Annotated in this window: 18 protein-coding genes; 12 read left to right on the top strand and 6 right to left on the bottom strand. The window is 71.7% G+C overall.

The features are described 5' to 3' along the window. The first annotated feature begins 121 nt into the window (after positions 1–121). From KZI27_RS19380 to KZI27_RS19360, 5 genes are all read left to right on the top strand, one after another. Complete coding sequence (locus KZI27_RS19380; RefSeq protein WP_222658866.1) at positions 122–931, top strand: phosphatase PAP2 family protein; 810 nt, start codon at positions 122–124, stop codon at positions 929–931. Positions 932–967: 36 nt separating this feature from the next. Continuing rightward, complete coding sequence (locus KZI27_RS19375) at positions 968–2,593, top strand: serine/threonine-protein kinase (RefSeq protein ID WP_222658865.1); 1,626 nt, start codon at positions 968–970, stop codon at positions 2,591–2,593. A 64-nt stretch (positions 2,594–2,657) separates the two neighbouring features. Further along, positions 2,658–5,813, top strand: coding sequence for a GH92 family glycosyl hydrolase (locus tag KZI27_RS19370; protein WP_261783988.1), 3,156 nt, complete (start codon positions 2,658–2,660; stop codon positions 5,811–5,813). A 34-nt stretch (positions 5,814–5,847) separates the two neighbouring features. Further along, positions 5,848–6,078: a hypothetical protein gene (locus KZI27_RS19365; protein ID WP_222658864.1), complete on the top strand. Its 231-nt coding sequence runs from the start codon at positions 5,848–5,850 to the stop codon at positions 6,076–6,078. 64 nt (positions 6,079–6,142) lie between these two features. Further along, positions 6,143–6,355 (top strand): hypothetical protein, encoded by a 213-nt coding sequence (locus KZI27_RS19360; RefSeq protein ID WP_222658863.1) that lies wholly within the window; start codon positions 6,143–6,145, stop codon positions 6,353–6,355. Between the two features lie 93 nt (positions 6,356–6,448). Here the strand turns inward: KZI27_RS19360 and KZI27_RS19355 are convergent, their stop codons facing one another. The 3 genes from KZI27_RS19355 to KZI27_RS19345 all read right to left on the bottom strand — a co-directional run bounded on the left by KZI27_RS19355 (position 6,449) and on the right by KZI27_RS19345 (position 8,760). Further along, positions 6,449–6,976 carry a GNAT family N-acetyltransferase gene (locus KZI27_RS19355; protein ID WP_222658862.1) on the bottom strand — a complete coding sequence of 176 codons (528 nt, stop codon included), beginning with the start codon at positions 6,974–6,976 and terminating at the stop codon, positions 6,449–6,451. 22 nt (positions 6,977–6,998) lie between these two features. After that, positions 6,999–7,937: an aldo/keto reductase family oxidoreductase gene (locus KZI27_RS19350; protein WP_222658861.1), complete on the bottom strand. Its 939-nt coding sequence runs from the start codon at positions 7,935–7,937 to the stop codon at positions 6,999–7,001. Positions 7,938–8,004: 67 nt separating this feature from the next. Continuing rightward, positions 8,005–8,760 (bottom strand): SDR family NAD(P)-dependent oxidoreductase, encoded by a 756-nt coding sequence (locus tag KZI27_RS19345; protein ID WP_222658860.1) that lies wholly within the window; start codon positions 8,758–8,760, stop codon positions 8,005–8,007. A gap of 35 nt (positions 8,761–8,795) precedes the next feature. Here KZI27_RS19345 and KZI27_RS19340 point away from each other — a divergent pair, with 35 nt between their 5' ends. Then, a complete protein-coding gene (locus KZI27_RS19340; protein ID WP_222658859.1) occupies positions 8,796–9,608 on the top strand; it encodes a putative RNA methyltransferase in 813 nt (270 codons plus the stop codon). 13 nt (positions 9,609–9,621) lie between these two features. Here the strand turns inward: KZI27_RS19340 and KZI27_RS19335 are convergent, their stop codons facing one another. Continuing rightward, positions 9,622–10,155: a hypothetical protein gene (locus KZI27_RS19335; RefSeq protein WP_222658858.1), complete on the bottom strand. Its 534-nt coding sequence runs from the start codon at positions 10,153–10,155 to the stop codon at positions 9,622–9,624. 95 nt (positions 10,156–10,250) lie between these two features. Next, on the bottom strand, positions 10,251–10,670 hold the full coding sequence (locus KZI27_RS19330) for a VOC family protein (RefSeq protein ID WP_222658857.1): 420 nt from the start codon (positions 10,668–10,670) through the stop codon (positions 10,251–10,253). A gap of 62 nt (positions 10,671–10,732) precedes the next feature. Between KZI27_RS19330 and KZI27_RS19325 the strand changes: the two genes are divergently transcribed. The 6 genes from KZI27_RS19325 (at position 10,733) to kdpC (ending at position 16,399) form a co-directional block, all read left to right on the top strand. Further along, positions 10,733–11,689, top strand: a complete 957-nt coding sequence (locus tag KZI27_RS19325; RefSeq protein WP_222658856.1) for a helix-turn-helix transcriptional regulator — start codon at positions 10,733–10,735, stop codon at positions 11,687–11,689. A 61-nt stretch (positions 11,690–11,750) separates the two neighbouring features. After that, entirely contained in the window at positions 11,751–11,921 is a 171-nt protein-coding gene (locus tag KZI27_RS19320; protein ID WP_181437361.1) for a hypothetical protein, read from the top strand. Further along, entirely contained in the window at positions 11,918–12,007 is a 90-nt protein-coding gene (locus KZI27_RS19315) for a potassium-transporting ATPase subunit F (RefSeq protein WP_017887940.1), read from the top strand. The genes KZI27_RS19320 and KZI27_RS19315 overlap by 4 nt, the downstream gene beginning before the upstream one ends. Positions 12,008–12,021: 14 nt before the next feature. Next, a complete protein-coding gene (kdpA, locus tag KZI27_RS19310) occupies positions 12,022–13,704 on the top strand; it encodes a potassium-transporting ATPase subunit KdpA (RefSeq protein WP_222661509.1) in 1,683 nt (560 codons plus the stop codon). After that, positions 13,701–15,794 carry a potassium-transporting ATPase subunit KdpB gene (gene kdpB / locus KZI27_RS19305; RefSeq protein WP_222658855.1) on the top strand — a complete coding sequence of 698 codons (2,094 nt, stop codon included), beginning with the start codon at positions 13,701–13,703 and terminating at the stop codon, positions 15,792–15,794. Before kdpA ends, kdpB begins: the two co-directional genes overlap by 4 nt. A 2-nt stretch (positions 15,795–15,796) precedes the next feature. Beyond that, positions 15,797–16,399 (top strand): potassium-transporting ATPase subunit KdpC, encoded by a 603-nt coding sequence (gene kdpC / locus KZI27_RS19300; protein WP_222658854.1) that lies wholly within the window; start codon positions 15,797–15,799, stop codon positions 16,397–16,399. Positions 16,400–16,406: 7 nt separating this feature from the next. Here kdpC and KZI27_RS19295 read toward each other — a convergent pair whose 3' ends face one another. Beyond that, positions 16,407–17,279, bottom strand: coding sequence for an Abi family protein (locus KZI27_RS19295; protein ID WP_222658853.1), 873 nt, complete (start codon positions 17,277–17,279; stop codon positions 16,407–16,409). Between the last annotated feature and the right edge of the window lie 29 nt (positions 17,280–17,308).

Here is a 17,308-nt window from a genome sequence, read left to right as displayed (position 1 = left end):
CGGGCGACCGGGTGCTCCCGCATTCGACGACGAGGTCCTCGAGGCCGTGCACGGCCTCGATCGCGTCGACGGACGGCGGAACCCCGTAACCGACCCCACCGCACCTGGGCAGGGTGGACGGATGGACACCGAACGCGGGAACGCCGCCGACCGCACCGTCGGCGAGGTCGACCTCACCCGCTGGCGCACCCGCGCAGGCCGCGCGACCGCTCGGGGTTGGACCGCCCTCGGCCACCGGTACGGCGCGATGCCGCTCCTGCTCCTCACGCTGGCCGTCGGCATCGGGATCGCCGTCGTCGCGACCTGGATCGCCTCCGAGGTCTACGACGCGGTCCGCGAAGCCGACGACGTCGCCGTGCTCGACCGGCCGGTGCTCGACTGGGCGCTCACCCTCCGGTCGCCCGTGGGGGATCGTCTGGTCACGTGGTGGACCGACATCGCGGGCACGATCGGGATGCCCATCGTCGCCCTGGGCTTCCTGGTCGGCTTCACGATCCAGCGCCGTGCGTGGACGCCACTGGTACTCCTGGTCGCCGCGAGCGGCGGTTCGCTGCTCATGACGATCGCGGGCAAGGACCTCATCGGTCGGGCGCGTCCGCCGCTCTCCGACGCGGTGCCACCGTACGAGCACTCGCCGTCGTTCCCGTCCGGCCACACCCTCAACGCGACGGTCATCGTGGGGACGATCGTGTACCTGTTGCTCCTGCGGCAGTCGCGGGTCGTCACGCGGGTGTGGACGATCGTCGTCGGGACTCTGTTCGTGCTGTCCGTCGGGGCCTCGCGGGTGTTCCTCGGGCACCACTGGCTCACCGACGTTCTGGCAGCCTGGGCGCTGGGACTCGCCTGGCTCGCCCTCGTGATCACGGCGCACCGGCTGTACCTGACGGCGCTCCGCCACGGTGCCGAGCCCGCCCCGGACCGAGCCGGATGAGTGGCCCCGTCAGCCGCTACCGGTAGGTTGCCCGTCATGGAAGAACGGGTCTTCGGCGGCAGGTACCGCGTCACGGGCACGCTCGGACACGGTGGCATGGCGTCCGTGTACCGGGCGGTCGACGAGCAGCTCGGACGTGAGGTCGCCGTCAAGGTGTTCCGCATCGGACCGGTCGACCACGGTGAACGCGCGCGTGCCGAGTCGGAGATCCAGACCCTCGCGACGCTGCGCAGCCCGGCCCTCGTCACCCTGTACGACGCAGCCCTCGACGACGCCGACGGCGACTCGTACCTCGTCATGGAACTCGTGCCCGGCAGTGACCTGGCCACCCGGCTGCGCGAGGGACCGCTCGACCCCACGACCGCCGCCCGCGTCGGCGCACAGGTGGCCGACGGGCTGAGCGCCGTGCACGCGCAGGGCATCGTCCACCGCGACGTCAAGCCCGCCAACGTGCTCCTCGAGCGCGACGGCAGCCACGTCAAGCTCGCGGACTTCGGCATCGCCCTGCTGCGTGACGCCTCGCGTGTGACGGGGACGGGCACCGTGATGGGGACCGCCGCGTACCTCGCGCCGGAGCAGGTCCTGGCGCAGGAGATCACCGGCAAGGCCGACGTCTACGCGCTCGGGCTGGTGCTGCTCGAGTGCTTGACGGGCAAGACACCCTTCCCGGGCAGCGCCATCGAGTCCGCGACCGCACGACTCACCCGCAGCCCGGAGATCGACCAGCACCTGCCGACGGCCTGGCGCACGCTCCTGCACGTGATGACGGCGCAGGACCCGTCCGAGCGCCCGAGCGCGGGCGAGGCGGCCGAACGACTCCGCGCTCTGGGTCGCGACGAGCCCGGAGCCGCCACGCAACTCCTGCCCGGCGGCCCCGGAACGCTGACGGCAGCGGGCGCCGGCGCGGCAGCGGGTGCAGCCGCCGCCGCAGCCACGGCTCCGATGGCCGCGCACGCGGACGACGCGACCCGCGTGATGCCGGCGAGTGGTGCCTCCCGTCCGGGTGGACAGCCGGGCGCGGACGACGCGACCCGCGTGATGGACGCCCAGCAGCCGAACGCGGCGGACGACGTGTCGACCACCGTCCTCGGTGCCCAGCGCGGCGCCGGCGGCCCGACCGGCGGCGGAGGCGGGGTGCCCCCCGCGGCCCCGCCCGTCCGACCGGGCTCCGGTGACGACCCGTCGAAGCGCGAGAAGCGCCGCAAGGGGCCGATCATCACGGCGATCGTCGTGGTCGTCCTGGTGCTGATCGGCATCGGGGTCGCGGTGTTCGCGCTGAACGGCGACGACGACGGCACACCGGCCCCGACGGACACGACCTCGACCGCACCGACCGAGCAGCAGCCCAGCGAGGAAGAACAGCAGCCGAGCCAGGAGCAGCAGCCGAGCCAGGAGCAGCAGCAGCCGAGTCAGCCGGCCGAGCAGCAGCCCTCCGAGCCGGCGGAGCAGCCGTCCGAGCCGGCCGAGCAGCCGAGTGAGCCCGCCGAGCCCAGCCAGGAGCCGTCCGTCGGTCCGGAGCCGAGCGCGCCGGTCTCGAACCCGGTGCAGGAGCCGCAGGACGGCGCCGACCCAGCCGACGGCGCGGCCGACACCACGACCGACACGTCGGCGGACGCAGGTCCCGGCAACTCGGAGAACGCCCCCGGGCAGAACAAGGGCTGACACAGAACAAGGGCTGACACGCCGAGCGTTTTCGTCCAGACGCTGGAACAAATACGCTGGACCCGTGCGAGAACTGCAACGGAGCGGTGGGCCGACGACGGCCGTCGCGGCGCGGAACGGTGTCGGCTTCGGATCGTCGGAGGGGTGGCTGGTCGAACGACCGGCGGGTGACGGTGCCGTGGTGGCGCTCGTCCCCGGCTCCGGCGGCCGGGTGGTCGCACCCGGCGACGAACTGTCGTGGGTCTGGTTCCCGGAGCGCACGCTGCCGCAGGGCGCGGCCGAGCCCACCGAGGCGGACCTGCCGCACTTCTGGGACGCCACGGCCTTCGCCGTCGACGTCGTCTTCACCGACGGCACGCGACTGAGCGACCACGGGCCCGCGCGCGGCGGACACGCACGCGACCAGTACGGCGACGCGCTCACGCCCGACGCGCAGGACACGGCCCGCAAGCAGTGGGTCGACCAGTGGAACCGTCGCGCGGTGGACCTCACGCCGTTCGCGGGGCGGGTCGTCGACCGACTGGAGGCCCGGCTCGGCTCCGACACCCAGCCGTCGGACGCCGACGGCGAGCGTCCAGCCCTCCGCGGCTGGCTCGACGACGTCCGCATCGGCCCGGCTCGGCCGACGCCGGCCACGCCGCTCGACCACGTCCGCACCACCCGCGGCACACAGGCTTCGTCACGGTTCTCCCGCGGCAACAACGCCCCGCTCGTCGGCGTCCCGCACGGCGGTGTGTTCGGCCTGCCGATGACCGACGCGTCGAGCAACCGCTGGCCGTACGCGTACCAGGAGCACGCCCGCACCGAGGCCGACGGGCGGGTCCGGCCGGCGATCCAGGCCTTCGCGACGAGTCACATCCCGTCGCCGTGGATGGGCGACCGCGGCGTGTTCCAGGTCATGCCGTCACCCCTCGACACCCCCGACGTCGACCGGGCCGCACGTGCCCTCGGGTTCGACCACGACGACGAACTCGACGGTCCGCACCGGTACCGCGTCGCCCTCGACCAGGGTGTCACGGCCGAGATGACCGCGGGGGAGTTCGCCCTCGGGTTCCGCTTCACCGGGACCCGCAGCATCGTGCTCGACCACCACGGCCGGGTGTCCGACGTCTCCGTGACGATCACCGACGGCACCGCCGTGGTCGAGGCCGTCCTCGACGACCGCCCCGGCACCCCGCCGCACCACGTGCACGTCCGGATCCCGTCCGTGACCGCGGACCACACCAGCATCAGCGAGCACGAGCTGCGCGGCTGGCTGACCGTGGACGGCGGCGGTCCCGTCGACGTCCTGCTCGGTATCTCGACGGTCTCGATCGAGGACGCCCGCGCGAACCTCGACGACGCCGGCACCTTCGACACCATGTGCACCCGCGCCGAGGCGCTCTGGACGGCGAAGCTCGCGACGCTCTCGTTCGACGGAGCCACAGAGGACCAGCTGACGAGCCTGTACTCCGGCCTGTACCGGCTGTTCCTCTACCCGAACCGTGCCGGCGAGACCGCCCTGACCGGATCGCCGCACCACCGCTCGCCGTACGGAGCCGTCCTCGCCGACCCGATCCGCGACGAGCCCGGGCCGGAGGTCGTCGAGGGGCCGTTCACCACGACGAACGGGTTCTGGGACACCTACCGCACCGCTTGGCCGCTCCTCGGGCTCCTCACCCCGGAGACCGCCGGTGCGCTCGCGCAGGGCTTCGTCGAGCACCACCACGACGGCGGGTGGACCCCGCGCTGGAGCGCCCCCGGCGCCGAGGACTGCATGACGGGCACCACGAGCGACACCGTCTTCGCCGACCTCGCGGCGAAGGGCATCACCGGGTTCGACCTCGCCGAGGCGTACCGGAGCGCGGTCCGGAACGCGACCGTCCCGCCGCGTGACGAGCGGGTCGGACGGAAGGGGAGCCTCCCGGGCGCCTTCCGTGGCCACGTCGACACGGCGACGTCCGAGGGGATGTCCTGGACCCTGGACGCCGCGATCAACGACTGGGGACTCGCCGTCATGGCGGGCCTGCTCGCGTCACGGGCGAACACGCCCGCGGACCTGTCCCGGTACGAGGCCGAGGCGGAGTGGTTCGCCCGTCGATCGCTGCAGTACCGGCACGTGTTCGACTCCGAGCGGGGCTTCTTCATCGGCCGCGACCCCGACGGCTCGTGGCGGGTCGGCACCGAGTTCGACCCGCGTGACTGGGGCGACGACTACACCGAGACGAACGCCTGGGGCACGGCCTTCACCGCACCCCACGACGGCGCCGGCATCGTGGACCTGCACGGCGGGCCGGCGCGGTTCGACGCCGCGATCGACGCGTTCTTCGCGACACCCGAGACCGGCGCGACCGTCCGTTCCGGCGCGTACGGCTTCCCGATCCACGAGATGACCGAGGCCCGCGACGTCCGGATGGGCATGCTCGGCCTGTCCAACCAGCCGGCGCACCACATCCCGTTCTTCCCGATGTTCACCGGGCGGCACGACGACGCGCACCGCATCGTGCGGGAATCGCTGGAGCGGCTGTTCGTCGGCTCCGACCTCGGCCAGGGCTACCCCGGCGACGAGGACAACGGCGAGATGAGCGCCTGGTACGTCTTCGCGACGATCGGCCTGTACCCGCTGGCGCCGTCGACCGGCACCTACGTGCTCGTGCCGCCGTCGGTCCGCAGGACGGTGCTGCAGCAGCCGGGAGGAACGCCCACCGTCATCGAGGTCGCCGACGGTTCCGCAGGTGCGTACGTCGCGTCGGTGACGGTCGACGGGTCGCCCTGGACGTCGGTCAGCATCCCGCACCACGTGGTGGTGTCGGCGTCGCACATCGTCTTCACGCTGTCACCCGAACCGCAGGGCTGGGCGTCGGACACCCGCCCGGTGTCGGCGTCCGAGGTGCACGGCTACCGGGACGCCCCCGTCGACCTGCTGCCCGTCGGGGCGTCGCCGCTGGTCGACGACACCGGGCGCACGGTGTCGGCGCTCGCCGCGGGGGAGTCGGTCTCGTTCGACGTGGACTGCCCCGCCGCCTCGCTGTACACGGTGACGGTCGCGACTCCGGGGTCGTACTCGTGGCAGGTGTCCCTCGGTGAGACGGTCACGGCGGTCGACTGTGCCGAGTTCACCTGGGCCGGGCAGACCCGGGTGTTCCGGATCATCGGCGGCGGCTCGTCGTTCGTCTTCACCGCGGGCACCGACGTGGCGCTGACGCAGCTGGAGCTGATCGCGGCGGACGGACAGCGTTGACGCGTTGTTCACCAGGCCGGAGCATGCTCGGCCCATGTCGATGAGCACACCGTTCGATCCGGAACAGCAGGGCGCCGCCATCCCCGTGGACGGCTCCGACGAGGCGGAACTCGAGATCGAGGAGGACCGCGGCGCCGACGTCGGCGAGGACTCCGCCGACCCGAGCGTCTCGCCCGTCAGCCACCACGACGAGGACGAAGCCGGCGGTGGCCCGGTGTTCCGGCGCCCGCAGGCCGGCGAGCGGCTGCACCCGGACGACCTCTGATCGCTTCGGGGGTCCACGGGGGTTTCTTGGGCGATTGCCAAGCGGCTCGGGCATGCTCGTGCGCATGTCGATCGCGAACTCGTGGGACCCGTCTGGTGGCCGTGCAATCCCGGAGGACCAGGCGAAGGAGGACGGGCTCGAACTCGACGAGGACCCGGCGATGCTCGGGATCTCGTTCGACGTCGTGGGCGGTGCCTCCGCGGACCCCGCCGGGGTGTCCCCGGTCGACGTGCACGTGCCGACACCGCGGTCTGCCGACTCCGCCTCCGACGACTAGCGCGCGCCTGGTCGAATCGGGCGTACCTGGTCCGGAGTTTCGACCAGGTACGCCCGGAAGCACCTTGCATCGCGCGCGTTCTGGGAAGGAACGTCAGCGTGCGCCGACGCCGGGGACGCGGTACTTGAACCCGACGTGCGAGCCGGTGAAGCCGAGGCGCTCGTAGAACCGGTGCGCATCCGTCCGGGCGGCGTCCGAGGTGAGCTGCACGAGCGGGGTCCCGAGGTCCGGAGCCGCGATGTCGGTGACCCAGCGCATCAGGGCACTCCCGATGCCGCCGGACCGGAGTGCGCTGCTGACCCGCACGGCCTCGACGAGCAGCCGGGTCGAGCCACGGCGGGCCATCCCCGGGATCCGGGTGAGCTGCAGCGTGCCGACGAGCCGCCCGTCGGCGTCCTCGGCGACGAGCAGTGCGTTCGCCGGGTCGTCCGCGATCGATCGGAGTGCCGCGGCGTACTGCGGGCGGTCCTCCGGCGCGGCGACGTCCCCGCGAGCGGCACTGATCGGGTCGTCGGAGAGCAGCGCCATCAGTGCGTCGAGGTCGCTGTCGACCGCGTTCCGCACCACCACCGAACCGGCGCGGGCGGACAGACGGACGGGCAGGGCGAGGTCGTGGAGCACGACCCCACCCTGCCCGATCGACTCACGGAACGGTGTGCCCCGCGGCGTCGAAGATGCGGTACCACTCCTCGCGTGACAGCTCGACGTCCGAGCCGGCCGCCGAGTCGCGCACGCGCTGCGGGTTCGTGGTGCCGAGGACGACCTGGAAGTGCGCGGGGTGGCGGGTGATCCACGCGACCGCGATGCCGGTCGGTGTGACACCGTGCGCGGCGGCGACCTCCTCGAGCACGTCGTTCAGCTCGGCGTACTGCTCCCGGTCGCCCAGGAAGACGCCGTCGAAGAAGCCCTTCTGGAACGGCGACCAGGCCTGCAGCGTGATGTCGTTGATGCGCGAGTAGTTGAGGATGTCGTTGTCGCGGGAGATCGACTGCTCGAGGCCGCCCATGTTCGCGGTCAGGCCCTGCGAGATGACGTTGGCGTGGGTGATGCTCAGCTGCACCTGGTTGAACGCGAGCGGCTGGCGGACGTGCTTCTTGAGCAGGTCGACCTGGCCGGGGATGTGGTTCGAGACGCCGAAGTGGTGCACCTTGCCCGCGGCGTGCAGCTCGTCGAAGGCCTTCGCGACCTCTTCCGGCTCGACCAGGGCGTCGGGGCGGTGCAGCAGCAGGACGTCGACGTGGTCGGTCTGCAGTGCCTCGAGCGACTCGTGCACGGACTCGAGGATGTGCTCGTACGAGAAGTCGAAGTACGCACCCTTCGGCGTCGGCCGGATGCCGACCTTGGTCTGCAGCACGATCTCTGCGCGCTCCGCGGGCGACAGCGTCACGGCGGCACCGAACCGCTCCTCGCAGCCGTGCCACTCGCCGTAGACCGCGGCGTGGTCGAACATGTTCACGCCCGCGTCACGCGACGCGCTGTAGAGCGCGCGGATGTCCTCGTCGCTCATGTCGTTGATCCGCATCAGGCCGACGACGACGTCGGATGCGGTGAGGTCCGTCTGTGGCAACTCCAGTGTCTTCACGCCGTCGATCCTGCCAGCCGGTCCCCGGCACAGGCAGGCCCTGCCAGTACCTCAGGCGCCGAAGGACCTAGTGGACCGAGAACCCGCCGTCGACCGCGATCGACTGCCCCGTGACGTACGCCGAACCGGGACCGGCGAGGAACACCGCGGCGGCGGCGAAGTCCGAGGCGAGTCCGTTCCGGCCGACCAGCGTCCGTGCCGCGAGGGCGGCGACGGTCGCGGGGTCGGCGCTGAGCCGCTCGTTGAGCGGGGTGCGTACGAAACCGGGGACGAGGACGTTGGAGGTGACCCCCTGCGCGGACCAGGCTTCTGCCTGGGACCGGGCCAGTGCCTCCAGGCCGGCCTTGGAGACCCCGTACGCGCCACTGGCGGCGAAGGGGCGGTGGGCCTGCTGCGAACTGATCGACACGATCCGCCCGTACCCACGGGCCGCCATGCCGGGTGCGAGCCGCTGCCCGAGCACGAACGGCGCGTCGAGGTTGACGGCCATCGTGGCGTCCCAGGTGGCCTCGTCGAGGTCGGCCATCGGTGGCCGGAGGTTGATGCCGGCGGAGTTCACGAGGACGTCGACGTCGCCGGCCTCAGCGGCGAGTGCGTGTGCTCCGGCGCGCGTGGACAAGTCCGCGACGATGCCGTCGGCCGAACCGCCAGCGGCACGGATGTCATCGACCGTCGCATCGATGGTGGACCGTGTCCGAGCTACGACGAGCACGTGCGCTCCCGCGTCCGCCAGGGCGACCGCGATCGCCTGTCCGATGCCGGAACTGCCTCCCGTCACCAGGGCGGCGCGTCCGTCGAGACCGAAGAGCTGCTGCAGCGACATCCGGCCAGGCTAGCCAGGCCCCGTACGCTGGGCCGGTGCGTGACGACCTGCTGCCGATGCTCGCCTGCCCCGTGTGCGCCGAGCCGCTCGGCCGGGTCGACGGCGGCCAGGTCGGCTGCGCGACCGGGCACCGGTTCGACGAGGCGAAGCAGGGCCACCTGACGCTCCTGCCGGCGAAGCGTCGGGCGCTCACCGCGGACACCCCGGAGATGGTCGACGCCCGGCTGCGGTTCCTGGGGCGGGGCCACTACGCGCCCGTCGAGCGGGCGCTCGCCGCGGTCGTCGCCGAGGCGACGGCGCCCGGCATCGTGCTCGACGTCGGATCCGGTCCGGGGACGTACCTGGCGCATGCGCTGCGCGCGGCGGACGGGAGGCTCGGAGTCGCGTTGGACTTGTCGGCGGTCGCGATCCGACGGGCGGCCCGCGTCCACGAACGTGCCGGAGCCGTCGTCGGGGACGTGACCGAGCGCCTCCCGGTCGTCGACGGCGCTGCCGCGGTCGTGCTGGACGTCTTCGCGCCGCGCAACCAGACCGAGTACGCGCGGGTGCTGCACCCCGAGGGCCTCCTCGTGGTGGTGACCCCGCGCACCGGACACCTGGCGGAGCTGGCCGAGGCGACCATCACGGTGGATCCCGAGAAGGAGCGGCGGCTGCACGACTCGCTCACGCCGTCGTTCGGGCTGCGGTCCTCCGACGACCTGACGTGGACGATGGACCTGTCCGCCGAGGACGTCCACGACGTCGTGCACATGGGGCCGAGCCACCACCACGTCGACCCCGAGCAGGTGTTCGCGCCGACGAGCGTGACCGCGGCCGTGACGGTGAGTACGTGGAGCCGCGTGGGCTGATCCTCCGACCGGGTCAGCGCTCGGCCACGTCCCGCGGACTGCCCTGTTCGGCCCGCCGGCGCGCGGTGTGGGCTCGCCCGCGCGCACGGTCGACCGCGATCCCGATCCGGGCGAGCAGCAGCACGGCGCCGACGCCCCCGGCTCCGATCGGCGTCACGAACAGGCCGAGGTCGATCCCGGGCATCCGCCACCAGTCGATCGACCACGCGGCGACGAGGGCGAACGCCAGCAGCAGCCCGGCTCGCCACCACCAGCGTCCCGGCAGCCGTCCGACGCCGAGCGCAGCCAGTACCAGGAGTGCCCAGCACCCCTCCGGTGCGAAGGACCGCGGGTCGTTCGTCCCGCAGGTGGACACGGCGCACTCCCACTCGACCTGGTCGGCCACGCCGGCGTACCAGTGGAACAGCAGCGCGGCAGCGACGACGGCGACGAGTGCGACCGGCGGCCCGATCCAGCGCCACACGCGGCCGAACCGGGAGCGGCGTCGGCGGGCGGCCACCCGTCCGTCCCCGAGCTCGTAGCCGGGCATCGGACGGAACTCGGGCATGCCAGCACGCTACCGGCGGCCGCTTTCCGTGTGGAAGCGGTTCACAAACGTCCGAGCGTCGGTACGGCCGGGACCGTCCCGGCCGCACCGCCGCGTCACTCGGTCGGCGCCGCGACGTCGAGCTGCCAGACCACGCCGAACCGGTCGCGGAGCTGCCCCGCGAGTGGCGCCCAGGCTGAAGGGGCGAGCGGCTGCCGGATCTCGGCCCCGTCGGACAGCACGGCCCAGTACCGCTCGATCTCGGTGGTGTCGTCCCCGTGCACGAACACGTAGAAGGCGTTCGATCCCTGGTCGTAGGGCTGCCCGGGCCAGACGTCGAAGGCCATGACCCGGAACCCGGCGTCGGTGGCGACCTGGCCGAAGACGACCCGGTCGGCCCAGGCGGGATCGTCGAGGGCGCCCATCTGCCCGTAGGTGGCGGCGGTGACCTCGCCGCCGAAGACCGATGCGTAGAAGTCGAGGGCCTCGCGGGCGTTGCCGTCGAAGTTGAGGTGGGTTGTCGTCTCGATGCTCATGGAACGAGGATGACCGGCAATGCGGTCAGATCATGTCCGCTTCTTCGCCGAGGATGATCGACATGGCCGGACCCTCCTCGCGCATGCTCGCGCTGCTGTCGTTGTTGCAGGTGCACCGCGACTGGCCGGGCGACGAGCTCGCCGGCCGTCTCGAGGTCAGCCCTCGCACGGTCCGCCGCGACGTCGACCGCCTCCGTGAGCTCGGGTACCAGGTCGAAGCGCTGCGCGGTCCCGCCGGCGGGTACCGGCTCGCAGCGGGCTCCGACCTGCCGCCGCTGCTGTTCGACAACGACCAGGCCGTGGCGATCGCCCTGGCGCTCGCCGTCGCACCCGCCTCCGGAGCGGACATCGCGGAGTCAGCCGCCCGAGCGCTCGCGACGGTCCGGCAGGTCATGCCCGCGCGGCTCCGGTCGCGGGTCGACGCGGTGCAGGCCGTGACGACGTCCGGCCGGACCCGCACCGACCCGGACGTGCTCGTCGCCGTGAGCAAGGCCGTGCACCTGCACGAGGTCCTCCGCTTCACGTACGCGGGCGACGACGACCTGCACCCACCCCGCCGCGTCGAACCGCACGCCGTCGTCGCACGGAACGGCCGCTGGTACCTGCTCGGCTGGGACCTCGACCGCGGCGACTGGCGCACGCACCGCATCGACCGGATCACCCCGCGGATGCGCACCCGGGTCCCGTTCACGCCGCGACCCGTCCCCGGCGGCGACCCCGTGGCCTTCGTGTCGGCGCGGTTCAAGGGATCGGCGCAGGCAGACGTGTGGCCGTGCACCGGCTCGGTGACGATGACGGCCGCCGACGCCCGGACCGTCACGCCCTACCTGCCCGAGGACGCCGTCGTCGAGTCTCTGCCCGACGACCGGAGTCGGGTCACGCTCGGCTCGTGGTCCTGGCCGGGGCTCGCCGGAGCGTTCGCGGGGTTCGCGGTCGACTTCGTCGTCGAGGGTCCGGACGACCTCCGTGACGCCACCGTCGCGTCGGCAGCTCGACTCCGGGCGGCGAGCGCGCGTTAGCGGGGCGCATGCGTCCGCCAGGGCGGCGTGAGGAAACCGTTAGGAGCGGTCGGGAGGCCCGGTGCAGGACCCAGCATCGGTCTCGGCACCACACGTGGTGCCGTCCGCGTCGCCCGGCGCGGACACCGCAGACCTTCTGGAGTCCCTCGTGTTCGACGTGTTCGTCGTCGCCGGTGTCCTCGCCGTGTTCGGCGTGGTGGCACTGATCGCCAAGGGGGTGGAACGGCTGTGATCGGCATCACCATCGCGGCCGCCGTCCTCGGCATCGCCGCAGTCGTGTACCTCGTCTGGGCGCTCGTGCGTCCGGAGCGGTTCTAGTGGGCGCCGTGGGCGTGGGCGCCGCCGACGTCTGGGCGGGGATCGTCCAGGTCGCCACGCTCGTCCTGCTGCTCGTCGTCGCCTACCGCCCGCTCGGCGACTGGATGGCGAAGGTCTTCACACCCGTCCGGCACAACCGGGTCGAGCGCGCGGTCTACCGGCTGATCGGGGTCGACCCGGACGCCGAACAGTCGTGGCCCGTGTACCTGCGCGGCGTCCTGCTCTTCAGCGTCGTCGGGCTGCTGCTCGTCTACCTGCTGCAGCGCGTCCAGGTCGTGCTGCCCGGCGACCTCGGTCTGCCCGCCGTGGGCCCGTCGCTCGCGTTCAACACCGCGGCGTCGTTCGTCGCGAACACGAACTGGCAGTCGTACTCACCCGAGGTGACCGTCGGCTACACCGTGCAGATGGCCGGCCTCGCGGTGCAGAACTTCCTGTCCGCCGCCGTCGGGCTCGCCGTCGCCGTCGCCCTGGTGCGCGGGTTCGCCCGCCGCAAGTCCGGCACCCTCGGCAACGTGTGGGTGGACGTCGTCCGCGGTGTCGGTCGCCTGCTGCTGCCCGGTGCGTTCGTGTTCGCGATCGTGCTCGTCGCCGGCGGTGTCATCCAGTCGTGGGGGAGCGGCACCGACGTCACCACGCTCATCGGTGGCACGCAGCACATCCCCGACGGGTTCGTCGCGTCGCAGGAGGCGATCAAGGAACTCGGCACGAACGGCGGTGGCTACTTCAACGCCAACTCGGCACACCCGTTCGAGAACCCGCAGGCGTGGACGAACCTGGTCGAGGTCTTCCTGATGCTCGTCATCCCGTTCTCGCTGCCCCGCACGTTCGGGCGGCTCGTCGGTGACGACCGCCAGGGGTACGCGATCCTCGCCGTGATGGGCGCGATCTTCCTCGTGTCCCTGTCGGTGATGTCGATCGCCGAGCTCGGCGGCGGCGGACTCGCGACGCACGCAGCCGGAGCGGCGATGGAGGGCAAGGAGACCCGGTTCGGGATCCTCGGCACCACCCTGTTCGGCACGACGTCGACCGCGACCTCGACCGGTGCGGTGAACGGCATGTTCGACAGCTTCACCCCGATCGGCGGGATGATGGCGATGCTGAACATGATGCTCGGCGAGGTCACCCCGGGCGGTGTCGGCTCCGGCCTGTACGGCATGCTCGTGCTCGCCGTCATCACGGTGTTCATCGGCGGCCTGCTCGTCGGCCGGACGCCGGAGTACCTCGGCAAGAAGATCCGCGCCAAGGAGATGACCTTCGCGGCGCTGTACATCCTGGTGACGCCGACCCTGGTGCTCCTCGCCACCGGGCTGTCCCTGGTCATCCCCGGCGTCCGCGAACAGGTGCTCGGCACGTCGATCTTCAACCCCGGCAACCACGGGCTGTCCGAGCTGCTCTACGCGTTCACCTCGGGCGCGAACAACAACGGCTCGGCCTTCGGTGGACTCACCGCGAACACCACGTGGATGAACTCCTCGCTCGGCGTCGTGATGCTGCTCGGCCGCTTCGTGCCGATGGTGTTCGTCCTGGCGCTCGCCGGGTCCCTCGCCGCCCAGGACCGAGTGCCGGAGACCGCCGGCACGCTGCCCACCCACCGCCCGCTGTTCATCGGGCTGCTCGGCGGCGTCGCCGTCATCGTCACCGCTCTCACCTACTTCCCGGTGCTCGCACTGGGCCCGCTCGCAGAAGGACTGTCATGACCGTGACCACCGAGCCGGAACCGCGCACCGCAGTGGAGCCGGCCACCCGCTCGTCCGCATTCGGACCCCGTCAACTGGTGGCGGGCCTCCCGGGCGCCCTGCGGAAACTCGACCCGCGACTCATGTGGCGGAACCCCGTCATGTTCATCGTTGAGGTCGGCGCAGCACTGACGACGGCCGCCGCCGTCGTCGAGCCGTCCGCGTTCACCATCGCGATCGCGGTGTGGCTCTGGCTCACCGTCGTCTTCGCCAACCTGGCGGAGTCGGTCGCCGAGGGGCGAGGCAAGGCGCAGGCCGACACCCTGCGGAAGACCCGCTCGACCACGAGCGCCCGCCGGGTGCTCGGCTACGACCAGGCCGACGCAGCAGCGGACGGCAACGAGACCGAGGAGGTCGCATCGGTCGACCTGGCCAAGGGCGACGTCGTGGTCGTGGTCGCCGGCGAGGTGATCCCGGGCGACGGCGACGTCATCGACGGCATCGCGTCCGTCGACGAGTCGGCCGTCACGGGGGAGTCCGCACCGGTCATCCGCGAGTCCGGCGGTGACCGCAGTGCCGTCACCGGTGGCACCCGCGTGCTGTCGGACCGGATCATCGTGCGCATCACCTCGACCCCTGGTGAGACCTTCATCGACCGGATGATCCGCCTGGTCGAGGGCGCCGCACGCCAGAAGACGCCGAACGAGATCGCGCTGAACATCCTGCTCGCCTCGTTGTCGATCGTCTTCGTGATCGTCTGCCTGACGATGCAGCCCATCGCGGGACTCGTCGGTGCGACGGTCAGCGTGCCGGTGCTCATCGCCCTGCTCGTCTGCCTCATCCCGACCACCATCGGGGCCCTGCTCTCCGCGATCGGCATCGCCGGCATGGACCGGCTCGTGCAGCACAACGTGCTCGCGATGTCGGGCCGCGCGGTCGAGGCCGCCGGAGACATCACCACCCTGCTGCTCGACAAGACCGGGACGATCACCTACGGCAACCGTCGGGCGTCACGGGTGGTGCCGGTGCCGGGCATCGACGAGGCCTCGCTCATGGAGGCAGCCGCGCTGTCCAGCGCTGCCGACTCGACACCAGAGGGGCGCTCGATCGTGTCGCTCGCCGCGGACGCCGGGGTGACGCCGGCACTGCCCGACGGCGCCGTCGAGGTGCCGTTCACCGCGCAGACGCGCATGTCCGGTCTGGACCTGCCGGACGGGTCGCAGATCCGGAAGGGGGCCGCTGCTGCTGTACTGGCCTGGGCGGACACCCCCGACGCTGGTCTCGTGGCCGCGATCGACTCGACCGTGGCGGAGATCTCCGACCAGGGCGGGACGCCGCTCGTCGTCGGTCGCCGCTCCTCGGACGGCGCGGTCGCCCTGCTCGGCGTCGTGCACCTGAAGGACGTCGTCAAGGACGGCATGGCCGCACGGTTCGCCGAGCTCCGGTCGATGGGAATCCGCACGGTGATGATCACCGGTGACAACCCCCGCACCGCGGCCGCGATCGCGCACGAGGCCGGCGTCGACGACTTCCTCGCCGAGGCCACCCCGGAGGACAAGCTCGCGTACATCAAGCGCGAGCAGGAGGGCGGCAACCTCGTCGCCATGACCGGTGACGGCACCAACGACGCCCCGGCCCTGGCGCAGGCGGACGTCGGCGTCGCGATGAACACCGGCACGACGGCGGCGAAGGAGGCGGGCAACATGGTCGACCTCGACTCCGACCCGACCAAGCTCATCGACGTCGTCCGCATCGGCAAGCAGCTGCTCATCACCCGCGGGGCCCTGACCACCTTCTCCATCGCCAACGACGTCGCGAAGTACTTCGCGATCATCCCGGCGATGTTCCAGGCGGCGTTCCCCGGGCTCGCAGCGCTCAACGTCATGGGGCTCCACAGCCCGTCGTCCGCGATCCTGTCGGCGGTCGTCTTCAACGCGCTCGTCATCGTGGCGCTCATCCCGCTGTCCCTGCGTGGCGTCAAGTACCGCGCGGCCGCAGCGTCGTCGATCCTCGGCCGCAACCTGCTCGTCTACGGGCTCGGCGGCGTGGTCGTCCCCTTCATCGGCATCAAACTGATCGACCTCGTGGTCGGTCTCATCCCGGGGTTCTAGTCATGGCATCTGCACGTTCCACCGTCCGTTCCACCGGTGTGGCGATCCGCCTCACCCTGCTCGCCACCGTCGTGCTCGGCGTCGGCTACCCGCTCGCCGTCTGGGGGGTCGGCCAGGCGGCGTTCCACGACCAGGCCAACGGCTCGATGGTCACGGACTCGTCCGGCACGGCCGTCGGCTCCTCGTTGATCGGGCAGTCGTTCACCGGCAAGCAGGCCGATCGCTGGTTCCAGTCGCGGCCGTCCGCCGCCGGCGAGGACGGCTACGACGCGCAGGGCTCGTCCGGCTCGAACCTCGGGCCGAACAACCCGGACCTGCTGCAGGCCGTCGAGGAGCGGCGTGCGGCACTGGCAGAGGCCGACGGGGTCTCGGAGGCGGACGTCCCCGCCGACGCGGTCACCGCCTCGGGTTCGGGTCTCGACCCGGACATCAGCCCCGAGTACGCGTCGCAGCAGGTCGCGCGCGTGGCAGCGGCGCGGGGCGTGTCCGAGGACACGGTGCGGCAGTTGGTCGCATCGCACACCGAGTCGCGGCAGCTCGGGTTCCTCGGCGAGCCCGTGGTGAACGTGCTGGCCCTGAACCTCGCGCTGGCGAAGCTGTCCTGACGTGCGGTCACCTCGCCGCCCAGCTCGGCCGTCCGCCGATGCCGCCGATCAGATCGTCGTGCTCGTCGATCAACCGTCGGACGGCATCGGCGTGACGGTCGCACGGGCCGACGGTCTCGGCGAGGTGTGCGAGCAGTTCGAGGGAGTGCACCGGCGTGCGCTTCGGCAGCCCTTCGAGTCGAGCGACCAGGTCGGCGGGGGAGCGGAAGGTCGGCGGCGGGATCCGGAAGCTGCGGCCCCAGAGTCGCGTGTGGTGGGCGCAGCAGTTCCGGACGTGCGTGATGTGGTGCAGGCACGGACGGAGCGTTCCCGCAGGCAGGCGGAACGCGAGGGCCACCGCATCGTGCAATCGGGGTTCCAGGGCGCCCGTCAGCCGCGACAGTTCACCGAAGCTGAGCTCCTCGGCCAGCATCCCGAAGGGAACCTGATCGAGCGCTCGCTCTCGCCAGACCTTCTGCGTCACCGGGTCGTTTGCTCGGTTGAGTACTCCTGCTGCGCGCCGCAGCAACGAGTCGTGGTCGAACGTGTCCCGGAACGCCTTCGGGTCAAGGTGCCAGAGCTTGCCGAAACGGTGCCGTGCCGCGCGGTCGACCCGCCCGCGCAAGGCGATCTCGATCCGTTCGGTCAGTGCAAGCGCGATCGATCGGAACTCGCTGTCGAAATCGTGCGTCCGCAGGACGGATGCGTCGGATGTGTCGAGCGCACGCACATGCAGTGCATGGCGGAACTGGTCGGCACGGTACAGCGACATGGGGATGCTGGCGTGCGCCATGGTGCGACTCCGAGATCGAGCGAAGAACGTGGGATCTCGGGCAAGCCGGCAGCAACTACAGCATGGGGAACGAACGTGAGCGAAGAAAAGAGTGCCCCGCGCCGACAAGCGACGCGGGGCGGTACAGTCCCACCCGA

The organism is Curtobacterium sp. TC1 (assembly GCF_019844075.1).
GTDB lineage: Bacteria > Actinomycetota > Actinomycetes > Actinomycetales > Microbacteriaceae > Curtobacterium.
The sequence above is the reverse complement of the archived record's forward strand: the minus strand, read 5'-3'. Positions and strand labels throughout refer to the sequence as shown.

What these genes read in the sequence shown, in the direction of transcription:
- KZI27_RS19360 (WP_222658863.1), top strand. Translation starts at nt 6,143, where the DNA reads ATGTCGATCGCGAACTCGTGGGACCCGTCTGGTGGCCGTGCAATCCCG.
- KZI27_RS19330 (WP_222658857.1), bottom strand. Translation starts at nt 10,670, where the DNA reads ATGAGCATCGAGACGACAACCCACCTCAACTTCGACGGCAACGCCCGC.
- KZI27_RS19335 (WP_222658858.1), bottom strand. Translation starts at nt 10,155, where the DNA reads ATGCCCGAGTTCCGTCCGATGCCCGGCTACGAGCTCGGGGACGGACGG.
- KZI27_RS19345 (WP_222658860.1), bottom strand. Translation starts at nt 8,760, where the DNA reads ATGTCGCTGCAGCAGCTCTTCGGTCTCGACGGACGCGCCGCCCTGGTG.
- kdpC (WP_222658854.1), top strand. Translation starts at nt 15,797, where the DNA reads ATGGCATCTGCACGTTCCACCGTCCGTTCCACCGGTGTGGCGATCCGC.
- KZI27_RS19365 (WP_222658864.1), top strand. Translation starts at nt 5,848, where the DNA reads ATGTCGATGAGCACACCGTTCGATCCGGAACAGCAGGGCGCCGCCATC.
- KZI27_RS19380 (WP_222658866.1), top strand. Translation starts at nt 122, where the DNA reads ATGGACACCGAACGCGGGAACGCCGCCGACCGCACCGTCGGCGAGGTC.
- KZI27_RS19375 (WP_222658865.1), top strand. Translation starts at nt 968, where the DNA reads ATGGAAGAACGGGTCTTCGGCGGCAGGTACCGCGTCACGGGCACGCTC.
- kdpB (WP_222658855.1), top strand. Translation starts at nt 13,701, where the DNA reads ATGACCGTGACCACCGAGCCGGAACCGCGCACCGCAGTGGAGCCGGCC.
- KZI27_RS19325 (WP_222658856.1), top strand. Translation starts at nt 10,733, where the DNA reads ATGGCCGGACCCTCCTCGCGCATGCTCGCGCTGCTGTCGTTGTTGCAG.